General features: G+C 57.0%; 22 protein-coding genes and 1 other annotated feature. Of the genes, 8 read left to right on the forward strand and 14 right to left on the reverse strand.

Features of this window, described 5'->3' with window-relative positions; all coding sequences use genetic code 11:
- Positions 1 to 22 precede the first annotated feature (22 nt).
- The 4 genes from MKS11_RS11930 (at position 23) to hemP (ending at position 2,655) form a co-directional block, all read left to right on the forward strand.
- On the forward strand, positions 23 to 142 hold the full coding sequence (locus tag MKS11_RS11930; protein ID WP_004203117.1) for a hypothetical protein: 120 nt from the start codon (positions 23 to 25) through the stop codon (positions 140 to 142).
- Between the two features lie 144 nt (positions 143 to 286).
- Positions 287 to 1,120 carry a pyruvate, water dikinase regulatory protein gene (locus MKS11_RS11935; protein WP_002909061.1) on the forward strand — a complete coding sequence of 278 codons (834 nt, stop codon included), beginning with the start codon at positions 287 to 289 and terminating at the stop codon, positions 1,118 to 1,120.
- Positions 1,121 to 1,274: 154 nt separating this feature from the next.
- Positions 1,275 to 2,321 carry a 3-deoxy-7-phosphoheptulonate synthase AroH gene (gene aroH, locus MKS11_RS11940; RefSeq protein WP_004203118.1) on the forward strand — a complete coding sequence of 349 codons (1,047 nt, stop codon included), beginning with the start codon at positions 1,275 to 1,277 and terminating at the stop codon, positions 2,319 to 2,321.
- A 154-nt stretch (positions 2,322 to 2,475) separates the two neighbouring features.
- A complete protein-coding gene (gene hemP / locus MKS11_RS11945; protein ID WP_023290103.1) occupies positions 2,476 to 2,655 on the forward strand; it encodes a hemin uptake protein HemP in 180 nt (59 codons plus the stop codon).
- Positions 2,656 to 2,684: 29 nt separating this feature from the next.
- Here hemP and selO read toward each other — a convergent pair whose 3' ends face one another.
- The 4 genes from selO to MKS11_RS11965 form a co-directional block, all read right to left on the reverse strand.
- Positions 2,685 to 4,127, reverse strand: coding sequence for a protein adenylyltransferase SelO (gene selO / locus MKS11_RS11950; RefSeq protein ID WP_043519800.1), 1,443 nt, complete (start codon positions 4,125 to 4,127; stop codon positions 2,685 to 2,687).
- Positions 4,128 to 4,240: 113 nt separating this feature from the next.
- Positions 4,241 to 4,705: an NlpC/P60 family protein gene (locus MKS11_RS11955; RefSeq protein ID WP_002909082.1), complete on the reverse strand. Its 465-nt coding sequence runs from the start codon at positions 4,703 to 4,705 to the stop codon at positions 4,241 to 4,243.
- An 81-nt stretch (positions 4,706 to 4,786) separates the two neighbouring features.
- Complete coding sequence (btuD, locus tag MKS11_RS11960; protein WP_043519798.1) at positions 4,787 to 5,536, reverse strand: vitamin B12 ABC transporter ATP-binding protein BtuD; 750 nt, start codon at positions 5,534 to 5,536, stop codon at positions 4,787 to 4,789.
- Positions 5,536 to 6,087 (reverse strand): glutathione peroxidase, encoded by a 552-nt coding sequence (locus tag MKS11_RS11965; protein ID WP_004203124.1) that lies wholly within the window; start codon positions 6,085 to 6,087, stop codon positions 5,536 to 5,538. Before MKS11_RS11965 ends, btuD begins: the two co-directional genes overlap by 1 nt.
- Before the next feature lie 236 nt (positions 6,088 to 6,323).
- Between MKS11_RS11965 and MKS11_RS11970 the strand changes: the two genes are divergently transcribed.
- Positions 6,324 to 7,124 (forward strand): MetQ/NlpA family ABC transporter substrate-binding protein, encoded by an 801-nt coding sequence (locus tag MKS11_RS11970; protein ID WP_004203125.1) that lies wholly within the window; start codon positions 6,324 to 6,326, stop codon positions 7,122 to 7,124.
- A 45-nt stretch (positions 7,125 to 7,169) separates the two neighbouring features.
- Here the strand turns inward: MKS11_RS11970 and btuC are convergent, their stop codons facing one another.
- The gene (gene btuC, locus MKS11_RS11975; protein WP_004203127.1) at positions 7,170 to 8,147 is read right to left on the reverse strand and encodes a vitamin B12 ABC transporter permease BtuC; all 978 of its coding nucleotides are present in this window, start codon (positions 8,145 to 8,147) and stop codon (positions 7,170 to 7,172) included.
- A 121-nt stretch (positions 8,148 to 8,268) separates the two neighbouring features.
- A complete protein-coding gene (locus MKS11_RS11980; RefSeq protein ID WP_043519797.1) occupies positions 8,269 to 9,702 on the reverse strand; it encodes a gluconate:proton symporter in 1,434 nt (477 codons plus the stop codon).
- Positions 9,703 to 9,978: 276 nt separating this feature from the next.
- On the opposite strand from MKS11_RS11980, the gene MKS11_RS11985 reads away from it, so the two are divergent.
- From MKS11_RS11985 to MKS11_RS11995, 3 genes are read left to right on the forward strand one after another with little or no spacing between them, the layout of a single operon-like run.
- Complete coding sequence (locus MKS11_RS11985) at positions 9,979 to 10,893, forward strand: LysR family transcriptional regulator (protein ID WP_284109543.1); 915 nt, start codon at positions 9,979 to 9,981, stop codon at positions 10,891 to 10,893.
- Positions 10,894 to 10,930: 37 nt separating this feature from the next.
- Entirely contained in the window at positions 10,931 to 12,196 is a 1,266-nt protein-coding gene (locus MKS11_RS11990) for a D-amino acid dehydrogenase (RefSeq protein ID WP_322966467.1), read from the forward strand.
- The gene (locus MKS11_RS11995) at positions 12,193 to 12,546 is read left to right on the forward strand and encodes a RidA family protein (RefSeq protein WP_004203134.1); all 354 of its coding nucleotides are present in this window, start codon (positions 12,193 to 12,195) and stop codon (positions 12,544 to 12,546) included. Before MKS11_RS11990 ends, MKS11_RS11995 begins: the two co-directional genes overlap by 4 nt.
- A gap of 52 nt (positions 12,547 to 12,598) precedes the next feature.
- On the opposite strand, the gene ihfA is transcribed toward MKS11_RS11995, so the two are convergent.
- The 8 genes from ihfA to thrS all read right to left on the reverse strand — a co-directional run bounded on the left by ihfA (position 12,599) and on the right by thrS (position 19,767).
- On the reverse strand, positions 12,599 to 12,898 hold the full coding sequence (ihfA, locus tag MKS11_RS12000; RefSeq protein ID WP_002909098.1) for an integration host factor subunit alpha: 300 nt from the start codon (positions 12,896 to 12,898) through the stop codon (positions 12,599 to 12,601).
- A 4-nt stretch (positions 12,899 to 12,902) separates the two neighbouring features.
- Positions 12,903 to 15,290 (reverse strand): phenylalanine--tRNA ligase subunit beta, encoded by a 2,388-nt coding sequence (gene pheT / locus MKS11_RS12005; RefSeq protein ID WP_017900778.1) that lies wholly within the window; start codon positions 15,288 to 15,290, stop codon positions 12,903 to 12,905.
- 15 nt (positions 15,291 to 15,305) lie between these two features.
- Positions 15,306 to 16,289, reverse strand: a complete 984-nt coding sequence (gene pheS / locus MKS11_RS12010) for a phenylalanine--tRNA ligase subunit alpha (RefSeq protein ID WP_002909105.1) — start codon at positions 16,287 to 16,289, stop codon at positions 15,306 to 15,308.
- Between the two features lie 63 nt (positions 16,290 to 16,352).
- Positions 16,353 to 16,477 (reverse strand) — a sequence feature (Phe leader region).
- The gene (pheM, locus tag MKS11_RS12015) at positions 16,428 to 16,472 is read right to left on the reverse strand and encodes a pheST operon leader peptide PheM (RefSeq protein ID WP_001386830.1); all 45 of its coding nucleotides are present in this window, start codon (positions 16,470 to 16,472) and stop codon (positions 16,428 to 16,430) included. Its footprint overlaps the feature before it by 45 nt.
- 118 nt (positions 16,478 to 16,595) lie before the next feature.
- Positions 16,596 to 16,952 carry a 50S ribosomal protein L20 gene (gene rplT, locus MKS11_RS12020; protein ID WP_000124850.1) on the reverse strand — a complete coding sequence of 119 codons (357 nt, stop codon included), beginning with the start codon at positions 16,950 to 16,952 and terminating at the stop codon, positions 16,596 to 16,598.
- A gap of 50 nt (positions 16,953 to 17,002) precedes the next feature.
- On the reverse strand, positions 17,003 to 17,200 hold the full coding sequence (gene rpmI, locus MKS11_RS12025; protein WP_001124225.1) for a 50S ribosomal protein L35: 198 nt from the start codon (positions 17,198 to 17,200) through the stop codon (positions 17,003 to 17,005).
- A gap of 92 nt (positions 17,201 to 17,292) precedes the next feature.
- Entirely contained in the window at positions 17,293 to 17,835 is a 543-nt protein-coding gene (gene infC / locus MKS11_RS12030) for a translation initiation factor IF-3 (protein WP_004189469.1), read from the reverse strand.
- A 3-nt stretch (positions 17,836 to 17,838) separates the two neighbouring features.
- Positions 17,839 to 19,767, reverse strand: coding sequence for a threonine--tRNA ligase (gene thrS / locus MKS11_RS12035; protein WP_017900777.1), 1,929 nt, complete (start codon positions 19,765 to 19,767; stop codon positions 17,839 to 17,841).
- Positions 19,768 to 19,938 lie beyond the last annotated feature (171 nt).

Here is a 19,938-nt window from a genome sequence, read left to right on the forward strand (position 1 = left end):
GCAAGATTATCCTGACATATTTATGGTGCTGAAAAAAACGGTGAATCGTTCAAGCAAATTATTTTTTCTTTTTTCGGACTGTTCCTCTGATATAGATAACTTGATGATTTTTAGGAATTATGACGAGAAACGCTGGAAATAACGGCAAAAAAAAGAAAATGAACCACCCTTTTCATAAAAAACAAAAATAGTGTTTCAATTTTAACAAGAGACAAATCAAACAGGGATATGCTTAAATTTAATATCCGCTTTCAGGCAATTAAACTCATTATACCGGATGGTCAAAATGGAAAGTGCTGTAGATCGCCACGTATTTTATATTTCTGACGGTACCGCCATTACGGCGGAGGTGCTGGGACATGCCGTCATGTCGCAATTCCCGGTCGCCATCAGCAGCGTGACCCTGCCGTTTGTGGAAAATATCAGCCGTGCGCGGGCGGTGAAAGAGCAGATTGACGCGATTTATCAGCAAACGGGCATCCGCCCGCTGGTGTTCTATTCCATCGTCATTCCGGAGATCCGCGATATCATTCTGCAAAGCGAGGGCTTTTGTCAGGATATCGTTCAGGCGCTGGTGGCCCCGCTGCAGCAGGAGCTCAACCTCGACCCGACCCCGGTGGCGCACCGCACCCACGGCCTGAACCCCGGGAACCTGATCAAATACGATGCGCGTATCGCCGCCATCGATTACACCCTCGCCCATGACGATGGCATCTCGCTGCGCAACCTTGACCAGGCGCAGGTGATCCTCCTCGGCGTGTCGCGCTGCGGCAAGACGCCCACCAGTCTGTACCTCGCCATGCAGTACGGCATTCGCGCCGCCAACTATCCGTTTATCGCCGACGATATGGACAATCTGGTTCTGCCGGCCTCGCTGAAACCCCTGCAGCATAAGATGTTCGGCCTGACCATCAATCCGGAACGTCTGGCGGCGATCCGCGAGGAGCGCCGGGAGAACAGCCGCTACGCCTCGCTGCGCCAGTGTCGGATGGAAGTGACCGAAGTGGAGGCGCTGTATCGCAAGAATAAAATCCCCTGCCTGAACAGCACCAACTATTCCGTTGAGGAAATAGCGACAAAAATCATGGACATCATGGGGCTGAATCGCAGGATGTACTAATACACTAGTACATTATTAAAAATTTGTTTATGCTATCACCCGTGGCCTATACAGGATCATGCCCTGCTCTTGCAATAAGCAGGGATTGGTTTATCGTGATGCGCATCACTTCCCGGCATTTTCGCTGGCGAAGAAACAGATTTTTGAGACCCCAATGAATAAAACAGACGAATTGCGTACCGCGCGCATTGAAAGCCTGGTAACGCCCGCGGAGCTGGCCCAGCGCCATCCCGTTACGGCCGACGTGGCCGCCCACGTCTCGGCCTCCCGTCGCCGAATTGAAAAAATCCTCAACGGCGAAGACCGCCGCCTGCTGGTGATTATCGGCCCCTGCTCCATTCACGACACCGACGCGGCGATGGAGTATGCCCGCCGCCTGCAGACCATGCGCGAGCGCTACCAGCCGCAGCTGGAGATCGTGATGCGCACCTACTTTGAAAAACCCCGTACTGTGGTGGGCTGGAAAGGCTTAATCTCCGATCCGGATCTCAACGGCAGCTACCGGGTCAACCACGGGATTGAGCTGGCACGGCGCCTGCTGCTGCAGGTCAATGAGCTGGGGGTGCCGACGGCCACCGAGTTTCTCGATATGGTGACCGGTCAGTTTATCGCCGATCTCATCAGCTGGGGAGCCATCGGGGCGCGCACCACTGAAAGTCAGATCCACCGTGAAATGGCTTCGGCGCTCTCCTGCCCAGTCGGGTTTAAAAACGGCACCGACGGCAATACGCGCATCGCCGTGGACGCCATCCGCGCCTCCCGCGCCAGCCATATGTTCCTCTCCCCGGACAAGCAGGGGCAGATGACGATTTACCAGACCAGCGGCAACCCGTTCGGGCATATCATTATGCGCGGCGGCAAACGGCCGAACTATCACGCCGAGGACATCGCCGCCGCCGGCGAGGCGCTGCGGGAATTCGATCTGCCGGAGCAGCTGGTGGTCGACTTCAGCCATGGCAACTGCCAGAAGCAGCATCGCCGTCAGCTGGAGGTGTGCGCCGATATCTGTCAGCAAATTCGCGCGGGCTCTACCGCCATCGCCGGCATTATGGCGGAGAGCTTCCTGCAGGAAGGGACCCAGAAAGTGGTTCCCGGCCAGCCGCTGGCCTGGGGCCAGTCGATCACCGATCCCTGCCTGAGCTGGGAAGACAGCGAACGTTTATTGAGTGAGCTGGCGGCCGCCACGGCCACCCGTCTGTGACCGCTCCGCCCGCCGCGCATGCGGTGGGCGAACCCCTTCTGACATTCCCTACCAAATTCGGTAACACGATAAATAACGCTTGCCGTCAAAAACAACATTATTGATAATGATTATCATTGTTGCTTTGATTTTTATTTTGAGAGCTATGACGCGTATGGATAACACTGCCACAGCTGAAAAACCAAAAGACAATGCCCCCTATCCCGTGGCGACGGACAGACAGATCAGCAGTCGGGTTCTGTTAGGCAGCGAAGGACGGGTAGTCATTGAGCATGGCGGCCAGCGCTATCTGCTGCGCCAGACCCACGCCGGGAAGTTGATCCTGACCAAATAGTCGCCCCGCGGTGCGCGGGGCGAGGCGAGTTAGCTCGAGCAGCTGACTTCCAGACGTTTCCCCCAGTCCGGCGGCCGGCGGACGTAGTCGTCCTCGCGATCGGTGAAGGGATCGGCCAGCGCGGCATGCAGACGCTCCAGCTCCCCCATATCGCCAGCCTCAGCCTGCTCGATCGCCCGCTGCGCCAGCCAGTTACGTAATACCAGCGCCGGGTTGACGCCCTGCATCCGCTGCTGGCGCTGGGCATCCCCCACCTGTTCATCACGCAGCCGCGCGCGATATCCGGCGAACCAGCTGTCGAAAGCTGCACGGTCGATAAACTCGTCGCGCAGCGGCGAGGCGGCGCTGAGCTGTTCGCTGTGGCTCAGCAGGCGGAACGTTCGGGTATAGTCGCTTCTTTCGCGGATCATCAGGGCAAACAGACCGTCGAGCAGGTCGTTATCCCCTTTCTGCTGGCTGAACAGGCCAAGCTTGTCGCGCATCCGCTGGCCATAGGCGGTCAGCAAGGCGTGCTGATACTCATCCAGCGTCGCATTCAGCGCTTCGGCGCTGATAAACGGCGACAGCGACTGGGCCAGACGCTGCAGATTCCACAGCCCCACCGCCGGCTGGTTTTCAAAACTGTAGCGCCCCTGATAGTCGGAGTGGTTGCAGATGAAGTCCGGCTGAAAATCGTCAAGGAAGCCATACGGGCCGTAGTCGATGGTCAAACCGAGAATCGACATGTTGTCGGTATTCATCACCCCATGGGCAAAGCCCACGGTTTGCCAGCTGGCGATGGTCTGCGCGGTACGCGTGACAACGTCACGGAACCATAACAGGTACTTGTCCGCCTCATCCTGCAGTTGCGGCCAGTGGTGGCGAATGACATAGTCGGCCAGCTGCTGGACCTTCTGCGGCTCGCGACGATAGTAAAAATGTTCGAAATGGCCAAAGCGGACATGGCTCTCGGCCACGCGCATCAGCATCGCGCCAGGCTCCACGCGCTCGCGGTAGACCGGCGTATCGCTGGTCACCATCGCCAGGGCGCGCGTCGTCGGGATCCCCAGGGCGTGCATCGCCTCTGACGCCAGACTTTCCCGGATCGTCGAGCGCAGCACGGCGCGGCCGTCTCCCATCCGCGAATAGGGGGTCAGGCCGGCGCCTTTCAGATGCCAGTCGTAACGACGGCCATCCGCCAGCTGCTGCTCGCCGAGCAGGATCCCACGGCCGTCGCCCAGCTGGCCGGCCCAGGCGCCAAACTGATGGCCGCTGTATACCTGCGCCAGCGGGGACATGCCCGGGAGCAGCGCTTCCCCGCCCCAGACGCCGGCCCCGCTTTCAGGCGCAAACAGCGCGTCAGGGACGCCCAGCTGTTGCGCCAGCGGGGCGTTGCGCCAGATAAGTCGGGCGTTATCCAGCGGCGTTGGTGACAGGGAAGTGTAAAAGTCCGGCAGTTCATCCCGCCAGTGGGTGGTAAAAGAAAGGGTCATGGTTCCTCCTCTCTCCAGTGTAGTGCCTGGAACAGCGGATTAACACGGGCGGAGTGCAGGGTTATCGGCATAAAAAAGGGAAGCGCTCGCTTCCCTCAGGCCGCTGAATGACGTCAGATACGCCGCGCCTGCCAGAACTTTTTGTTCCAGTAGACGTTATCCAGCGAGGAACGGGTGACGCCCTGACTGGTGGAGGCATGTATAAACTGGTTATCGGTATCGTAGATGCCGACGTGCAGGCCGCTTTCGCCTGAGCCGGTTTTGAAGAACACCAGATCGCCAGGCAGCAGATCGCGCTTATCAATCCGGGTACCGATTTCCGCCTGCTCGCGGGTTTCGCGCGGCAGCTGGAGGGCAAATTTATCGCGAAACGTGCGCACCACAAAGCCGGAGCAGTCGACGCCGCGCGGCGTCATGCCGCCGTAGCGATACGGTGCGCCGCGCCAGCTGCGCAGCTGCTCGTTCAGATTCGCCACCACCGTAATGGAATCAGCCAGCCGAGGATTCGGCGGCGGTGCCCGATGGCTGCTGCAGCCGGCTAAAATTAACGCCGCCGCCAACATGAACCAGAAGCGCATTTCAGATGATCCCTCTGTCCCTAGTCTCTTTATCGCAATAATTTAGCTTGTTTATCAATATAGTGACAAGATAACTGCGTGCTACTGTGACGCGATGAGCATAATATGACCGGCCACCTCCACGCGCTGGAACGGGATCGCATAGGCGGCGGTTAAATTTTCCTCATTCAGCACCTCGGCGGTCTCCCCGCAGGCGATGGCTTCCCCCTGGCAGAGCAGCCAGCTCTGTCCGGCATGGCGCAAAGTGTGGTTGAGATCGTGACTGCTCATCACCACCGCAATTCCCGCCGCGCTTAGCTCGCGTAACAGCCGATCCAGCGCCGCCTGCTGGGCCACATCCAGACTGTTCATCGGCTCATCCAGCAGCAGCAGTTGACCCATGGGATTGCTTAAGGGATCGATCTGCAGGATCACTGCCGCCAGCCGCACGCGCTGCCACTCGCCGCCCGACAGCTGATTGACCGGACGGCCCAGCTTATTGTCCAGACCAAGCCGGGCCGCGATATCGCTCAGACGGGCGCTATCACCCTGCTGCTGCATATGCAGCGCCAGGTAGTGCCACACCGGCATGGCGAACGGCGGGGTCTGGTGTTGACACAGATATCCGCGACGGCGCGCCAGCTCCGTCGCCGGCCACTCGTCAAGCCGTCGTCCGTTAAAATGAATCGTACCGGGGCCGTCGGACAGTCCCGCCATGCGGGCCAGCAGCGTGCTCTTCCCTGCGCCGTTAGGCCCCACCAGGTGGACGATCTCCCCGGCGCGAAAGGCCGCAGAAAACGGGGCCAAACGCCCCGCCGCTTCTACATCCTGTAGCTGCATCAGAAACGACATTATTTCGCCAGCGCTCCTTTAATCGCCGCCACCAGCTGCGGATCGTCCGGCGTCATGTCCGGAGAGAAGCGCTGAATGACGTTGCCCTGGCGATCGACGAGGAATTTTTCGAAATTCCACAGAATGTCGTCCACGTACAGCGGCGCCCGGCCCTTGCTGGCCATCCGCTCATAAAAACCGCTGCCTTCCGGGGCCACCGCCTTCGGCGCGGCGGCAACCAGCTTTTGATAGAGCGGCGCGCGATGTTCGCCGTTGACGTCAATCTTGCTGAACAGCGGGAAGGTGACGCCGTAGGTGGTGCTGCAGAAGGTCTTAATCTCTTCTTCACTGCCCGGCTCCTGGCCGAGGAACTGGTTGCAGGGGAAGCCCAGGACGCTGAAGCCCTCGCCGGCAAACTGCTTTTGCAGGTCCTCCAGTTGCTCGTACTGCGGCGTCAGGCCGCATTTGGAGGCCACATTGACGATCAGCAGTACCTTGCCGGCAAAGGATGCCAGGGTGGTTTTCTCGCCATCAATGGTCGTCACTTCGGTATTCAGAATGTCATGTTGCATAGCCTGTCCTCAATGGATAAACCGGTTTCCGGTGAAGGTGATCCCTATCTACTGTAGCGGATTCAGCGCCCGCCATTCTACTGCCAATCCCCGCGAGTTGTCGCATGATGTAACAGCGCTTCGCTGCCCGTCGACAACATGAAATCCTCTCAATTGGGCAGGCAACCATTTCCGTGTACAGTGTTCCATGAATGTAATATGGTTTTGTTACTTGTTAATTTAAGAGAGTTTTATTGATGAAGAAGTTGTTTAGCCTGGCGTTAATCGCCGCCTCTGTCGCCCTGCTGAGCGCCTGCTCTCCGGATGAAGATAATAAAGTGAAAGTCGCTATCAATACCGGGCCGGACGAAGCCATCTGGAAAGTAGTGGAGCAGGTAGCGAAGGATAAATATCACCTCGACGTCGAAGTGGTCTCCTTCAATGATTACGTGCTGCCTAACGAAGCGCTGAACAACAAAGATGTGGATGCCAACGCCTTCCAGACCCTGCCTTACCTTGAGGCGCAGTCGAAGGAGCGCGGCTATAAATTCGCGGTGGTGGGTAAAACCTTTGTCTTCCCTATCGCCGCCTATTCACATCGTATCAAAAATATCAGCGAGCTCCCTGAGGGGGCGACAGTGACCATCTCTAATGAAACCACCACCCTGGGCCGCAGCCTGCTGCTGCTTCAGGCGCAGGGACTGCTCAAGCTGAAACCGGGCGTCGGCTATTTACCCACCACGCTGGATATCATCGACAACCCAAAACAGCTGAAAATTGTGGAGGTGGATACCCCGCAGCTGACTCGTACTCTGGATGACCCGAACGTCAGCCTGTCAATCATTAACACCAACTTCTCCGCCCAGGCCGGCCTGTCGGCCGCCCGCGACGGCCTGTTCATGGAGGGACCGGATTCCCCTTACGTGAATGCGATCGTCGCCCGCGAGGATAACAAGGACAGCAAGAAAATTCAGGAACTGAAAGCCGCCTTCCAGACCAGTGAAGTCGCGGAAAAAGCGAAGGAAGTCTACAAAGGCGACGCGATCAAAGGCTGGTAAGCCCGAGCCGGCGCCGTCCCTGCAGACGGCGTCGCGCTATCCCCGTCACCGCGAGCGCAGCAGCAACCAGATAAAGACCGGCGCGCCCAGCGTCGCCGTCACCACGCCAATCGGCAGCTCAGCGGCGGAAAGCGCCAGCCGGGCGATAATATCCGCCCCCAGCAAAGCGCTTGCCCCCGCCAGCATGCAGGCCGGGAGCAACACCCGGTGATCGCTCAAGCCGCATAGCCGCAGAATGTGCGGGATCACCAGGCCGATAAAGCCAATCGCCCCCGCCAGCGCCACACTCACGCCGACCATCCAGCCGGTCGCCACCACCAGCAGCTTGCGCCACAGCCACAGCGGCAGCCCGAGCTGACGGGCGGAGACTTCGCCCAGCGCCAGTAAATTCAGGGGTTGTGACTGCAGACAGACCCAGCAGAGCACCGGCAGGAGGGCTATCATCAGCCACAGCTGCTGCCAGTCGACGCCGCCAAACCCGCCCATCATCCAGTACATCAGCTGCCGCAGGTCAAAAGAGGTGGAGAAGTACACCGCCCAGGTCATCAGGGCGCTGCAGATGATGCCCAGCGCCACCCCCGCCAGCAGCAGACGGCTGGTGGAAAGATGGCGGCGGGCGAAACGCAGCAGAATAAAGGTGATCAGCAGCGCGCCAAGGATCGCGCACAGCCCAAGCGCCCAGCCTGGTAACAGGCCTTTGCCCAACAGGACGGCGGCAATCAGCCCGACGCCCGCGCCGTTGGAGACGCCCAGCAGACCCGGTTCCGCCAGCGGATTTTCAAACAGCGCCTGCATTATCGCCCCGGAGAGCGCCAGCGCCGCCCCCACCAGCAGCACCGCCAGGGTCCGCGGCAGGCGGATCTGCCAGATAAACAGCTGCCCCTTGGCGCTGAACCACTCGCCGGGCGGGATCCATTGATCCCCCGCGCACAGACTGATCAGCAGGGTGACCAGCAGCAACAGCGTTAAACCAAAGAGCCAACGCCGGCTGCGGCGCTGTTGGAGATGGGCGAGAGTCAGCATAGATTCCATTACGCACTGGGAACAAGAGGCTGATTTTACGGTGGCTGTCGCGGTGAGAAAAGGAAAACCTCACGGCCAAACGTCGACGCGGAGGAGGCTCCCCCGCGTCGACCATCCCGCTTTACACCAGGATCTGAAACAGCAGCGCGAAGAGAATGATGTTCGCCACCACGATTGCCCAGCCGTTATAGAGCATGTATTTCAGATGTGTAGACTGTGCCAGCCCCATCTGGCCGAACATGTCCGATGAGGGGAACGGCCCGAACCAGTCCACCTGAGACGAGGCCAGCAGCACCGCGGTGGTCCCCTGCGGCGGCACGCCGGCGGCCATCAGCATTGGGCCAAAGATTTTATGAGTAAAGGTCATCTGGGCCACCGCCGCGCCAGGCACATGGCCGATAATATTGAACGCGAAGATGCTAAAGCACAGCCAGGCCGGGGAGATCCCCTCCAGCAACGGCTGGGTATACTCCAGCAGCCCCTGATAGGCGTGCAGGCCATCCATCAGCTCAAGGATCGGGTTGTACAGCCAGTAGAGAATAAACATCCACACCAGACGACCGCAGCCGTGATAGAGCGCCTGCAGGATCTGCGTCGGCCGCAGGCCGCCCACCAGCCCGGTCATCAGCGCCACCAGCAGCATGACGATAATTGCAAAGCTAAAGCCGGCTTTAATCACCACTCCAACTACCGCCATCACGATGATGGTCGCGGCGAAAGCCAGCGCGCTTAATTTACGCCGGCGCTGCTGCGCGGCGTTAAGTTCCTCTTGCGGCTTTTCCGAGAGATCGACCTCATAGCGCAGTTTGCCTTCGGTCATCTTCTGGATCCGTCCCGCCATGATCCAGCCGGCTAACAGGGTGACGGCGCTCATCGGCAGGCCGACATACAGCAGATAATCCGGATAGCTCAGTCCGCCAAGGCTGAGGATCGTCACGGTACTGGGAGTGAAGGGCCCGGTAAAGAGTCCAACGGAACCGGCGGTCATCATCAGCGCGGCCACCGTCGGCGGCGTTAAGCGTACCGCCGCCGCTACGGGGATAATCACTGCGACAATAATCGCGTTGCCGCCGGCCATGGTGCCCAGCGAACCGCAAATTAAAATCGATGACACCACAATGCCGAACTTGACCCGCGTCTGGCTCGACAGCCCAATACGGTGGACCACGAATTTCACCAGCTCAACCGCCGCACCGGTGCGGGTGGCTACCTCCCCCACGCCGGCGCCGAGCATAATGATAAGCCCGACGGTGGCAATAAATGACCCGGTGGATTTCGCCAACATCACGCCCATTTCCTGCAGACCGGTCGAGGTCATGATCATGGCGATAATAATCGAGGAGATGACCGCCAGCACAATATCGACGCCGATCAGCGATAATATCGCTAACGCCACCAGCGGCGTAAATCCCAGCAGGCCAAGCTCGCTGCCCGGTCGACCGTGGCACCACAGCGCAATCAACACGAACAGCAGCAATAACAGACCGGTAATAACGTTTTTTCGCGTGATATTTCGTCTGACAGGCGTATTGCCTGCGAGCGTTGAGTCACTCATAACACTCCTTAATGCCAATCAATCCGACCGTAAAGGTCAGGTGGTGTATTGGGGCCTGCTCAGAAAATATCCTCCCTCTTTTTCATTATTGGCCGCGGCCTGAGGGTCTGGTGGGGTACAAAGGAAACGATTCTGAGAGCGTTTTATTCCGCCATCAGGCGGGGCCAGCAGCACAATATGTAACCAATGCGCTGATTGGTGATTAAATTTATGTTAACTTAGTGTTAGTAGAAAATGACTTTTTATCGGTAGGCTATAACCCTGAGTTAACTGTTCATGAAACTGCATCATCTGGAAATCTTCTATGCCGTCATGACCTGCGGCTCTCTGTCGCGGGCAGCGGAATCGCTCAATATCTCCCAGCCAGCGGCCAGCAAAGCGTTAAAAAGCGCCGAGCTGAAGCTGGGCTTTACCCTCTTTCAGCGGGTGCGCGGCAAGCTGCTGCCGACCAGCGAGGCGATCACACTTTTCGAAAAAGCGCAGACTATTTATCAGGACCTCGATAACCTGCGCCTGCTGGCCGATAACCTGGCCCGCGATCCGCGTGCCAAAATCACCTTAGGCTGCCTGCCAAGCCTGGGGTTAAGCCTGGTACCGGAGCTGGTGACCGATTTTTATCAACAAAACAGCAACCTGGTAATGACGCTCACCACAGAACACACCGAGACGCTGGTTAGAAAACTGGATTTACGCGAGATAGATTTAGCGCTGACGCTGCAGCCGGTGCAGCAGGGAGAGATCCTTACCACCCTGATTGCCGAAGTGCCGCTGGTATATATCGACCGTCATTATCGTCAGGGTGCGGTGGACATCAGCGAGATCGACCAGCAGCGGTGGATCTCGCCGGGGCCGCACTCGCTCTCCGCCGCCATCGCCACCCGTCGCGACTTTTCCACTACCCGGCTAAACGTCCAGACCTACTATATGGCCACCGAGTTCGTGAAGCGCGGCATGGGCTGCAGCATTACCGATATCTTTTCCGCCCAGCACAACCTTTCTCCCGAGATGATCCATCCCATTACGCCGCCGATCGCGATTAACCTCTGCCTGTTACGGCGGGCCGACGTTTCCCTGAGCCCGATGGCGCAAAAGTTCGTCGATTTTCTCTGCCAGCGCCTGCGCCAGCAGCTCAAGGAGATTAACCTGCGGTTATACCCTGACCATAAAAAGTCAATTGCGCCGCTGGGGTAAATGCTTTGACATAACCCGATAAATTGATCAGCGGTGGATATATCGGGTTATGAACAAACGCATTGTCATTATCGGCGGCGGCGTGGTCGGTCTGGCCACGGCCTGGGAACTGATTAAGCGCGGCCATCAGGTGCAATTACTGGAGCGCAATGGCGAACCGGCCAGCGCCACCAGTTTTGCCAACGGCGGACAATTAAGTTACCGCTACGTCGCTCCCCTTGCCGACAGCGGCGTTCCCCTGCAGGGGATGAAATGGATGGGTAAAGCCGATTCGCCGCTCAATATGCGTCTCAATATCTCTTTTCAGCAGTGGCGCTGGCTGCTGCAGTTCCTGCGCGCCTGTAATAGCCAGACCAATAAAATAAACGGCGACCATATATTGCGTCTGTCGCTGCTCAGCCGGCAGGTTATGCAGTCGTGGCGGGAAGAGGATAGGCTTGCCGATTTTCACTGGCGACGCAGCGGAAAATTAATTATCCATCGCCGGGAATACGATTTTACTAAAGCGGCAAAAGGGATAGATCCTCAATATCAGCAGGTGCTGAATGCTGAAGCCTGCCTGCGGCTGGAGCCGGCGCTAAAACATATCAGCCCTTCGCTACAGGGCGGCATTTATTCGCCGGGGGATGAAACGGCGGATTGCCATCAGTTTTGCCTTGCGCTGCTCGACAAGCTCACCGCCAGCAGCCGCTTCAGCCTGCTGACCCACTGTGAGGTGCTGCAGCTCACTAAGCGCGGCGGACGCGTCAGCGCCCTGGAGACCAGCCGCGGGAGCATCACCGGCGATGAGTATGTCGTCGCCGCCGGAAACGGCAGCGGCCCGCTGCTGGGACATCTGGGCGTTCGCGTGCCGCTCTGCGCCCTGAAGGGGTATAGCCTGACCCTTCCCTATCCCCAACAGACGGGCATTGCGCCGGACATCAGCGTTACCGACTATGGGCACAAAATTGTCTATGCCCGCCTTGGCCAGCAGTTGCGCATCGCAGCGATGGTGGACATCGGCTACGACGGCGACGAACTGCGCGAAAGCCGCATTCAGGCGCTGAAGAGCATCGTCGCCCGTAGCTTTCCCGAACTCGAGGGGTTGGACAAGGCCGAAGCCTGGACCGGCATGCGCCCCTCAACGCCAGCCGGCCCACCGCTGCTGGGACGCGCCGGCTACCCCAACCTGTGGATGAACCTCGGCCAGGGAAGCCTCGGCTTTACCCTCGCCGCCGGCAGCGCGGTGGTGCTGGGCGCGTTAATCGACAATCAGATGCCAGACATTTCTTTAGAAGGTCTCACATGGAAACAAACCGCATGACAATTATTCGCAATCATCCACAACCTCGTCTTTCCGCCAGCGTTGAGTATGGCAATCTGCTGTTCCTCTCCGGACAGACGCCGAAAAGCAACGAGGAGGAGATCACCTTGCAGACCCGCGAAGTGCTGGAGAAGATCGACGCCCTGCTGGCAGAGTCCGGGAGCGATAAGCGGCACATTCTCTCCGCGCAGATCTGGCTGAAAAATATCGAACGTGACTTTGCTGCGTTCAATGAGGCGTGGGTGGAGTGGATGCCGGACGGCCATAGCCCGGCGCGAGCGGCCGTGCAGGCGGAGATGGCGCGACCAGAAATCCTGGTGGAGATCATGCTCACTGCCGTTAAAGCGTAAGTTTCGACAGAAAAGAAAAAGGCCGCGATGCGGCCTTTTTAATTAGTTCAGATTATTTGTCTTTAGGCGACGCGTTTTCGACACGGCTTTTCAGCTTCTGACCGGGTCTGAAGGTCACCACGCGCCGGGCTGTAATGGGAATATCCTCCCCCGTCTTCGGGTTACGTCCCGGGCGTTGGTTTTTATCCCGCAAATCGAAGTTGCCGAACCCGGAGAGTTTGACCTGTTCTCCGTTTTCCAGAGCACGACGGATCTCTTCGAAAAACAACTCGACCAGTTCTTTGGCATCCCGCTTGCTAAGCCCAAGCTTATCAAACAGATATTCTGACATTTCAGCTTTTGTAAGCGCCATAGGTTCAATCCCTCAATGATGCCTGGAATCGCTCTTTTAATGCCTCTACACATCTGGCAACGGTAGCGGCAATCTCCTCTTCTTCGAGTGTACGGCTGGTATCCTGCAGGATCAGGCTAATCGCAAGGCTCTTATACCCTTCCGCCACACCTTTACCACGGTACACGTCAAATAAGTTTACGCCAACTACCTGATTTACGCCAACTTTCTTACATTCGGCTAAAACATCGGCGGCAGCCACGTTTTCCGCGACCAGCACCGCGATGTCGCGACGGTTCGCCGGGAAGCGGGAAATATCGCGCGCCTGAGGCACCACGCGGTCTGCGAGCTTGTTCCACTCCAGTTCAAACACCAGAGTGCGACCGTTCAGATCCAGTTTACGTTCCAGCTCAGGATGAACAACCCCAATGAAACCAATGCGTTCACCTTTAAGATAAATCGCTGCGGATTGCCCCGGATGCAGCGCGGTGGTCGCTTCAGCACGGAATTCGATATCCGCTAATTTTCCGGTTAAATCCAGAACGGCTTCCAGATCGCCTTTCAGATCATAGAAATCGACCGTCTCTTTCGCCAGTGTCCAGTGCTCTTCGTAGCGGTTGCCGCAGATGGCCCCGGCCAGCATCACATCCTGACGAATGCCCAGCGGCGCATTGGTGTCCGGCACAAAGCGCAGACCACTCTCAAAGATGCGTACCCGGCTCTGCTGACGGTTCTGGTTGTAGACCACGGTCCCCAGCAGGCCAGTCCACAGCGACAGGCGCATCGCCGACATTTCGCTGGAGATCGGGCTTGGCAGGATCAGCGCCTCTTCACCGGCGTGGATCAGCTGCTGGACTTTCGGGTCGACGAAGCTGTAGGTGATCACTTCCTGATAGCCTTTGTCATTCAGCAGCGTTTTCACGCGCTTCAGCGACAGATCGGCTTCACGGTGGGTACCCATGATCAGACCCGCCTGCACCGGCTCATCAGGAATGTTGTTGTAGCCATAAACGCGAGCCACTTCCTCGACCAGATCCTCTTCGATCTCCATGTCGAAACGCCAGCTCGGGGCCACCGCCTGCCATTCGCCTTCGCCCACCGTCACTTCGCAGCCGAGGCGCTGCAGAATGTCGGTGACCTGCGCGTCGTCGATATGGTGGCCAATCAGGCGATCCAGTTTGCTACGACGCAGAGTGATGGTGGCGCGTTTTGGCAGAGTCTCTTCGTTGGTCACGTCGATCACCGGGCCGGCTTCGCCGCCGCAGAGGTCGATCAGCAGACGCGTGGCGCGCTCCAGCGCTTTATACTGCAGGGCCGGATCGACGCCGCGCTCATAGCGATGAGAGGCATCGGTGTGCAGGCCGTGACGGCGCGCGCGGCCGGTGATAGACAGCGGGCTGAAGAAGGCACACTCCAGCAGCACGTTCTGGGTTTCGTCGTTAACGCCGGAGTGCTCCCCGCCGAAGATCCCGCCCATTGCCAGCGCTTTGTTGTGGTCAGCAATGACCAGGGTATCGCTGTCGAGCTTCGCTTCGGAGCCATCAAGCAGGACCAGGGTTTCGCCCTCTTTCGCCATGCGCACCACGATCCCGCCTTCGATACGGTCGCGGTCAAAGGCGTGCATCGGCTGGCCCAGCTCAAGCAGCACATAGTTGGTCACGTCAACCACCGCGTCGATGGAGCGGATCCCGCAGCGGCGCAGTTTCTCTTTCATCCACAGCGGCGTCGGCGCTTTGACGTTGATGCCTTTCACCACGCGGCCCAGATAGCGCGGGCACGCCTGCGGGGCGTCAACCTGAATCGGCAGCACATCGTCAATGGTGGCGGCAACCGGGGTGATTTCCGGCGCGTTCAGCGGCGCCTTGTTCAGCACGGCCACGTCGCGCGCGACGCCGATGATGCCCAGGCAGTCGGCGCGGTTCGGGGTGACGCTGATCTCGATGGTGTTATCGTCTAGCTTAAGGTATTCGCGAATATCGGTACCGATCGGCGCATCCGCCGGCAGCTCGATAATTCCGCTATGATCGTCGGAAATGCCCAGCTCGGAGAAGGAGCACAGCATCCCTTCTGACGGTTCGCCGCGCAGCTTCGCAGCCTTGATTTTAAAATCGCCCGGCAGCACGGCGCCGATGGTCGCCACGGCGACTTTCAGCCCCTGACGGCAGTTTGGCGCGCCGCAGACGATGTCCAGTAGGCGTTCGCCGCCGACGTTGACTTTAGTGACGCGCAGTTTGTCGGCGTTCGGGTGCTGACCGCACTCCACGACTTCACCAACAACGACGCCGTTGAAGCTGCCGGCAACCGGCTCAACGCCGTCCACTTCGAGGCCCGCCATGGTGATCTGATCGGAAAGCGCTTCGCTGTCGATCGCCGGGTTAACCCACTCGCGTAACCACAGTTCACTGAATTTCATTGTTCTGTCCTGCCCTTATTTAAACTGTTTGAGGAAACGCAGATCGTTTTCGAAGAACGCGCGCAGATCGGTGACGCCATAGCGCAGCATGGTCAGACGCTCCATGCCCATGCCAAAGGCGAAGCCGGAGTACACTTCCGGATCGATACCCACGTTGCGCAGCACGTTCGGGTGCACCATCCCGCAGCCCAGCACTTCCAGCCATTTGCCGTTCTTACCCATCACGTCGACTTCCGCGGACGGTTCGGTGAAGGGGAAGTAAGACGGACGGAAGCGTACCTGCAGATCTTCTTCAAAGAAGTTGTTCAGGAAATCGTGCAGGGTTCCTTTCAGGTTGGTGAAGCTGATGTTTTTATCAACGATCAGACCTTCCATCTGGTGGAACATCGGGGTGTGGGTCTGATCGTAGTCGTTACGATAGACGCGTCCCGGCGCGATAATACGGATCGGCGGCTGCTGGTTTTCCATGGTGCGGATCTGCACGCCGGAAGTCTGGGTGCGCAGCAGGCGAGTGGCATCGAACCAGAAAGTGTCGTGGTCAGCGCGCGCCGGATGGTGACCCGGGATATTCAGCGCATCGAAGTTGTGGTAATCGTCTTCGATTTCCGGGCCCGTCGCCACGGTAAAGCCGAGCTCACCGAAGAAACTTTCAATACGGTCGATGGTGCGGGTGACCGGATGCAGGCCGCCATTTTCAATGCGGCGACCCGGCAGCGAGACGTCGATGGTCTCTGCAGCCAGACGAGCATTCAGCGCCGCCCCTTCCAGTTCGGCTTTGCGCGCATTCAGCGCCTGCTGTACCTGCTCTTTCGCTTCGTTGATGACCGCACCGGCTGCCGGACGCTCTTCCGGCGGCAACTCACGCAGGGTGGTCATTTGCAGGGTCAGATGCCCTTTCTTACCCAGGTATTCCACGCGGACGTTGTCCAGCGCAGCAACATCTGATGCCTCGTTAATGGCTGCCTTGGCACTGGCAACCAGCTCTGCGAGATGTGACATGGTTTTCCTCATTATGTCGGTGCAGACACCGGTTATAGTGAAATTAATATTCCGAATCCATATACGAAAAAAGCCTCCACAGGGGAGGCTTTCTGGCGCTGTTTTCCGTTTCTTCTTTCACGCGCTAGCCTCCTGAGTTCAGGTGCTAAAGTAAAAAAAGAAGCGGAAAATAGCAGCATTCATGCTTGCATTACCTTGTCTGGTAAGAAACGTCAGACCTGTATTGAAAAGCCTGCGCCGATAAAAGTCAATGTATTGATGGTGTTGAAACGAAAAGAGGGAGACAAGCTCCCTCTTTCAACTGGCTTATGCCAGAGCTGCTTTCGCTTTTTCGACCAGAGCGGTGAACGCTACTTTGTCGAATACGGCGATGTCAGCCAGGATCTTACGGTCGATTTCAACAGAGGCTTTTTTCAGGCCATTGATGAATTTGCTGTAAGAAATACCGTTCTGACGTGCTGCTGCGTTGATACGTGCAATCCACAGTTGACGGAACTGACGTTTACGTTGACGACGGTCACGGTAAGCGTACTGACCAGCTTTGATAACAGCCTGGAAGGCAACGCGGTATACGCGAGAACGCGCACCGTAGTAGCCTTTAGCTTGTTTCAAAATTTTCTTGTGACGTGCACGTGCAATTACACCACGTTTTACGCGAGCCATGTGTGCTCTCCTGTATCTATTCTAAGTTAAAAAAGTTAAACGTTAACGACTTATGCGTACGGCAGGCACGCGATAACCAGGCCCAGATCGCCTTTGGAAACCATGGCTTTCGGACGCAGGTGACGTTTACGCTTGGTAGCTTTTTTAGTCAGAATGTGACGCAGGTTAGCGTGCTTGTGCTTAAAACCACCTTTACCGGTTTTTTTGAAGCGCTTAGCAGCACCGCGTACGGTCTTAATTTTTGGCATTTTAATAACTTCCACTTCGCATTGTTAATAAACGAAACAAAGGCGAACAAAACCAGTGAGCCGAAGCCCACCGGAAATGTTTCTTGATGGCCTTACTGTTTCTTCTTAGGAGCGAGCACCATGATCATCTGGCGGCCTTCGATCTTCGTTGGGAAGGATTCGACTACTGCCAGTTCAACCAGATCGTCTTTCACGCGGTTAAGCACTTCCATACCGATCTGCTGGTGGGCCATCTCACGACCGCGGAAACGCAGCGTGATCTTGGCCTTATCGCCATCTTCGAGAAAGCGAATCAGGCTGCGGAGTTTTACCTGATAGTCACCTTCATCAGTACCAGGGCGGAATTTAATTTCCTTAACCTGGATAACTTTCTGCTTCTTCTTCTGTTCCTTAGAAGACTTACTCTTTTCATAAAGGAACTTGCCGTAGTCCATGATACGACAAACTGGCGGCTCGGCGTTAGGGCTGATTTCAACTAAATCTACTCCAGCCTCTTCAGCCTTTTCGATAGCTTCTCTCAGACTCACAATACCCAGCTGCTCACCTTCCAGACCTGTTAAGCGAACTTCCTGGGCGCGAATCTCGCCATTGATACGATTCGGACGTGCCGTTTGAACTCGTTTTCCGCCTTTAATACCTTATTCCTCCAGTTGTTGAAGACTGCGGCTGCGAATCTCTTGTTGCAGCTTCTCGATCACTTCATTTACGTCCATGCTGCCGAGGTCTTTCCCGCGACGGGTGCGCACGGCCACTTTGCCGGCTTCGACTTCTTTGTCGCCACAGACCAACATATACGGGACACGACGTAAAGTGTGCTCGCGGATTTTAAAGCCAATCTTCTCATTTCTCAAGTCTGCTTTTACACGAATGCCCGCATTTTGTAGTTTACGCGTCAATTCGTTAACGTATTCAGCCTGAGAATCGGTGATATTCATGACCACCACCTGCACTGGCGCAATCCAGGTTGGGAAGAAGCCAGCGAACTCTTCGGTCAGGATGCCAATGAAGCGCTCCAGAGAACCGAGAATCGCACGGTGGATCATGACCGGCACCTGACGCTCGTTGTTTTCGCCCACATAGGAGGCGCTTAAACGCTGCGGCAGAGAGAAGTCCAGCTGTACCGTACCGCACTGCCATGCACGATCGAGGCAGTCATACAGGGTAAATTCAATTTTCGGGCCGTAGAACGCCCCTTCACCCAGTTGATATTCAAATGGGATATTATTTTCTTCCAGCGCCACCGCCAGATCCGCTTCCGCGCGATCCCAGGTCTCGTCGCTGCCGATACGTTTTTCCGGGCGAGTCGACAGTTTGACAACGATCTTCTCGAAGCCAAAGGTGCTGTACATATCGTAGACCATACGAATACAGGCGTTCACTTCATCGCGAACCTGATCTTCAGTACAGAAGATATGCGCATCATCCTGGGTAAAGCCGCGAACGCGCATCAGACCGTGCAGCGCACCTGACGGCTCGTTGCGGTGGCAGCTACCGAACTCCGCCATACGCAGCGGCAGGTCACGGTAGGATTTCAGCCCCTGGTTGAAGATCTGCACGTGGCCCGGGCAGTTCATCGGCTTAATGCAGTATTCACGGTTCTCAGAAGAGGTGGTGAACATCGCATCTTTGTAGTTGTCCCAGTGGCCGGTTTTTTCCCACAGCACGCGGTCCATCATGAACGGACCTTTCACTTCCTGGTACTGGTACTCTTTGAGCTTGGAGCGCACGAAGGTTTCCAGTTCACGGAAGATAGTCCAGCCGTCGTTATGCCAGAAGACCATACCCGGCGCTTCTTCCTGCATGTGGTACAGGTCGAGCTGCTTACCGATTTTACGGTGGTCGCGCTTCGCGGCCTCTTCCAGGCGCTGCAGGTAGGCGTTCAGGGCTTTCTTATCGGCCCACGCGGTACCATAAATGCGCTGCAGCATCTTGTTGTTGCTGTCGCCGCGCCAGTACGCGCCTGCGGTTTTCATCAGCTTGAAGTGATGGCAGAAACGCATGTTCGGCACGTGCGGACCGCGGCACATATCGATATATTCTTCATGATGATACAGGCCAGGCTTGTCATCATGAGCAATGTTTTCGTCAAGAATAGAAACTTTATAGCTTTCGCCGCGCTTCACGAAGGTTTCACGCGCTTCGTGCCAGCTCACTTTCTTCTTGATGACATCGTAGTTTTTCTCGGCGAGCTCATGCATACGTTTTTCGAGCGCGTCGATATCTTCCTGAGTCAGGGTGTGGTCGAGGTCTACGTCATAGTAGAAGCCATTATCAACAACCGGACCGATAGCCATTTTGGTGTTGGGCCACAGCTGTTTGATGGCATGGCCTAACAGGTGCGCGCAGGAGTGACGAATGATCTCCAGCCCTTCTTCATCTTTAGCCGTGATAATAGAGAGGGTGGAATCGGTTTCGATCGGGTCGCAGGCGTCTACCAGTTCACCGTTTACCCGCCCGGCGATGGTGGCTTTCGCCAGGCCTGGGCCGATATCCAGCGCGACGTCCATCGGGCTGACGGCGTGATCAAAATGGCGTTGGCTGCCATCAGGAAGCGTAATTACAGGCATTTTATGTCCTTATTTGCAGTGGTGCCCCACACGAAAGAGCACATACAAAACAATATAATCATAATTATCACCAGGTTAAGGCGCAGTTCCCGCTTCACTCTGCGAAAAGAGGAGCACGACCGGAGCGATCGTTCCCGCCTGCTGCCGCCTGCTGATAACACCGGGGAGTAG

The sequence above is a fragment of the Klebsiella sp. K5-45 genome, assembly GCF_030128605.1.
Lineage (GTDB): Bacteria > Pseudomonadota > Gammaproteobacteria > Enterobacterales > Enterobacteriaceae > Klebsiella > Klebsiella quasipneumoniae.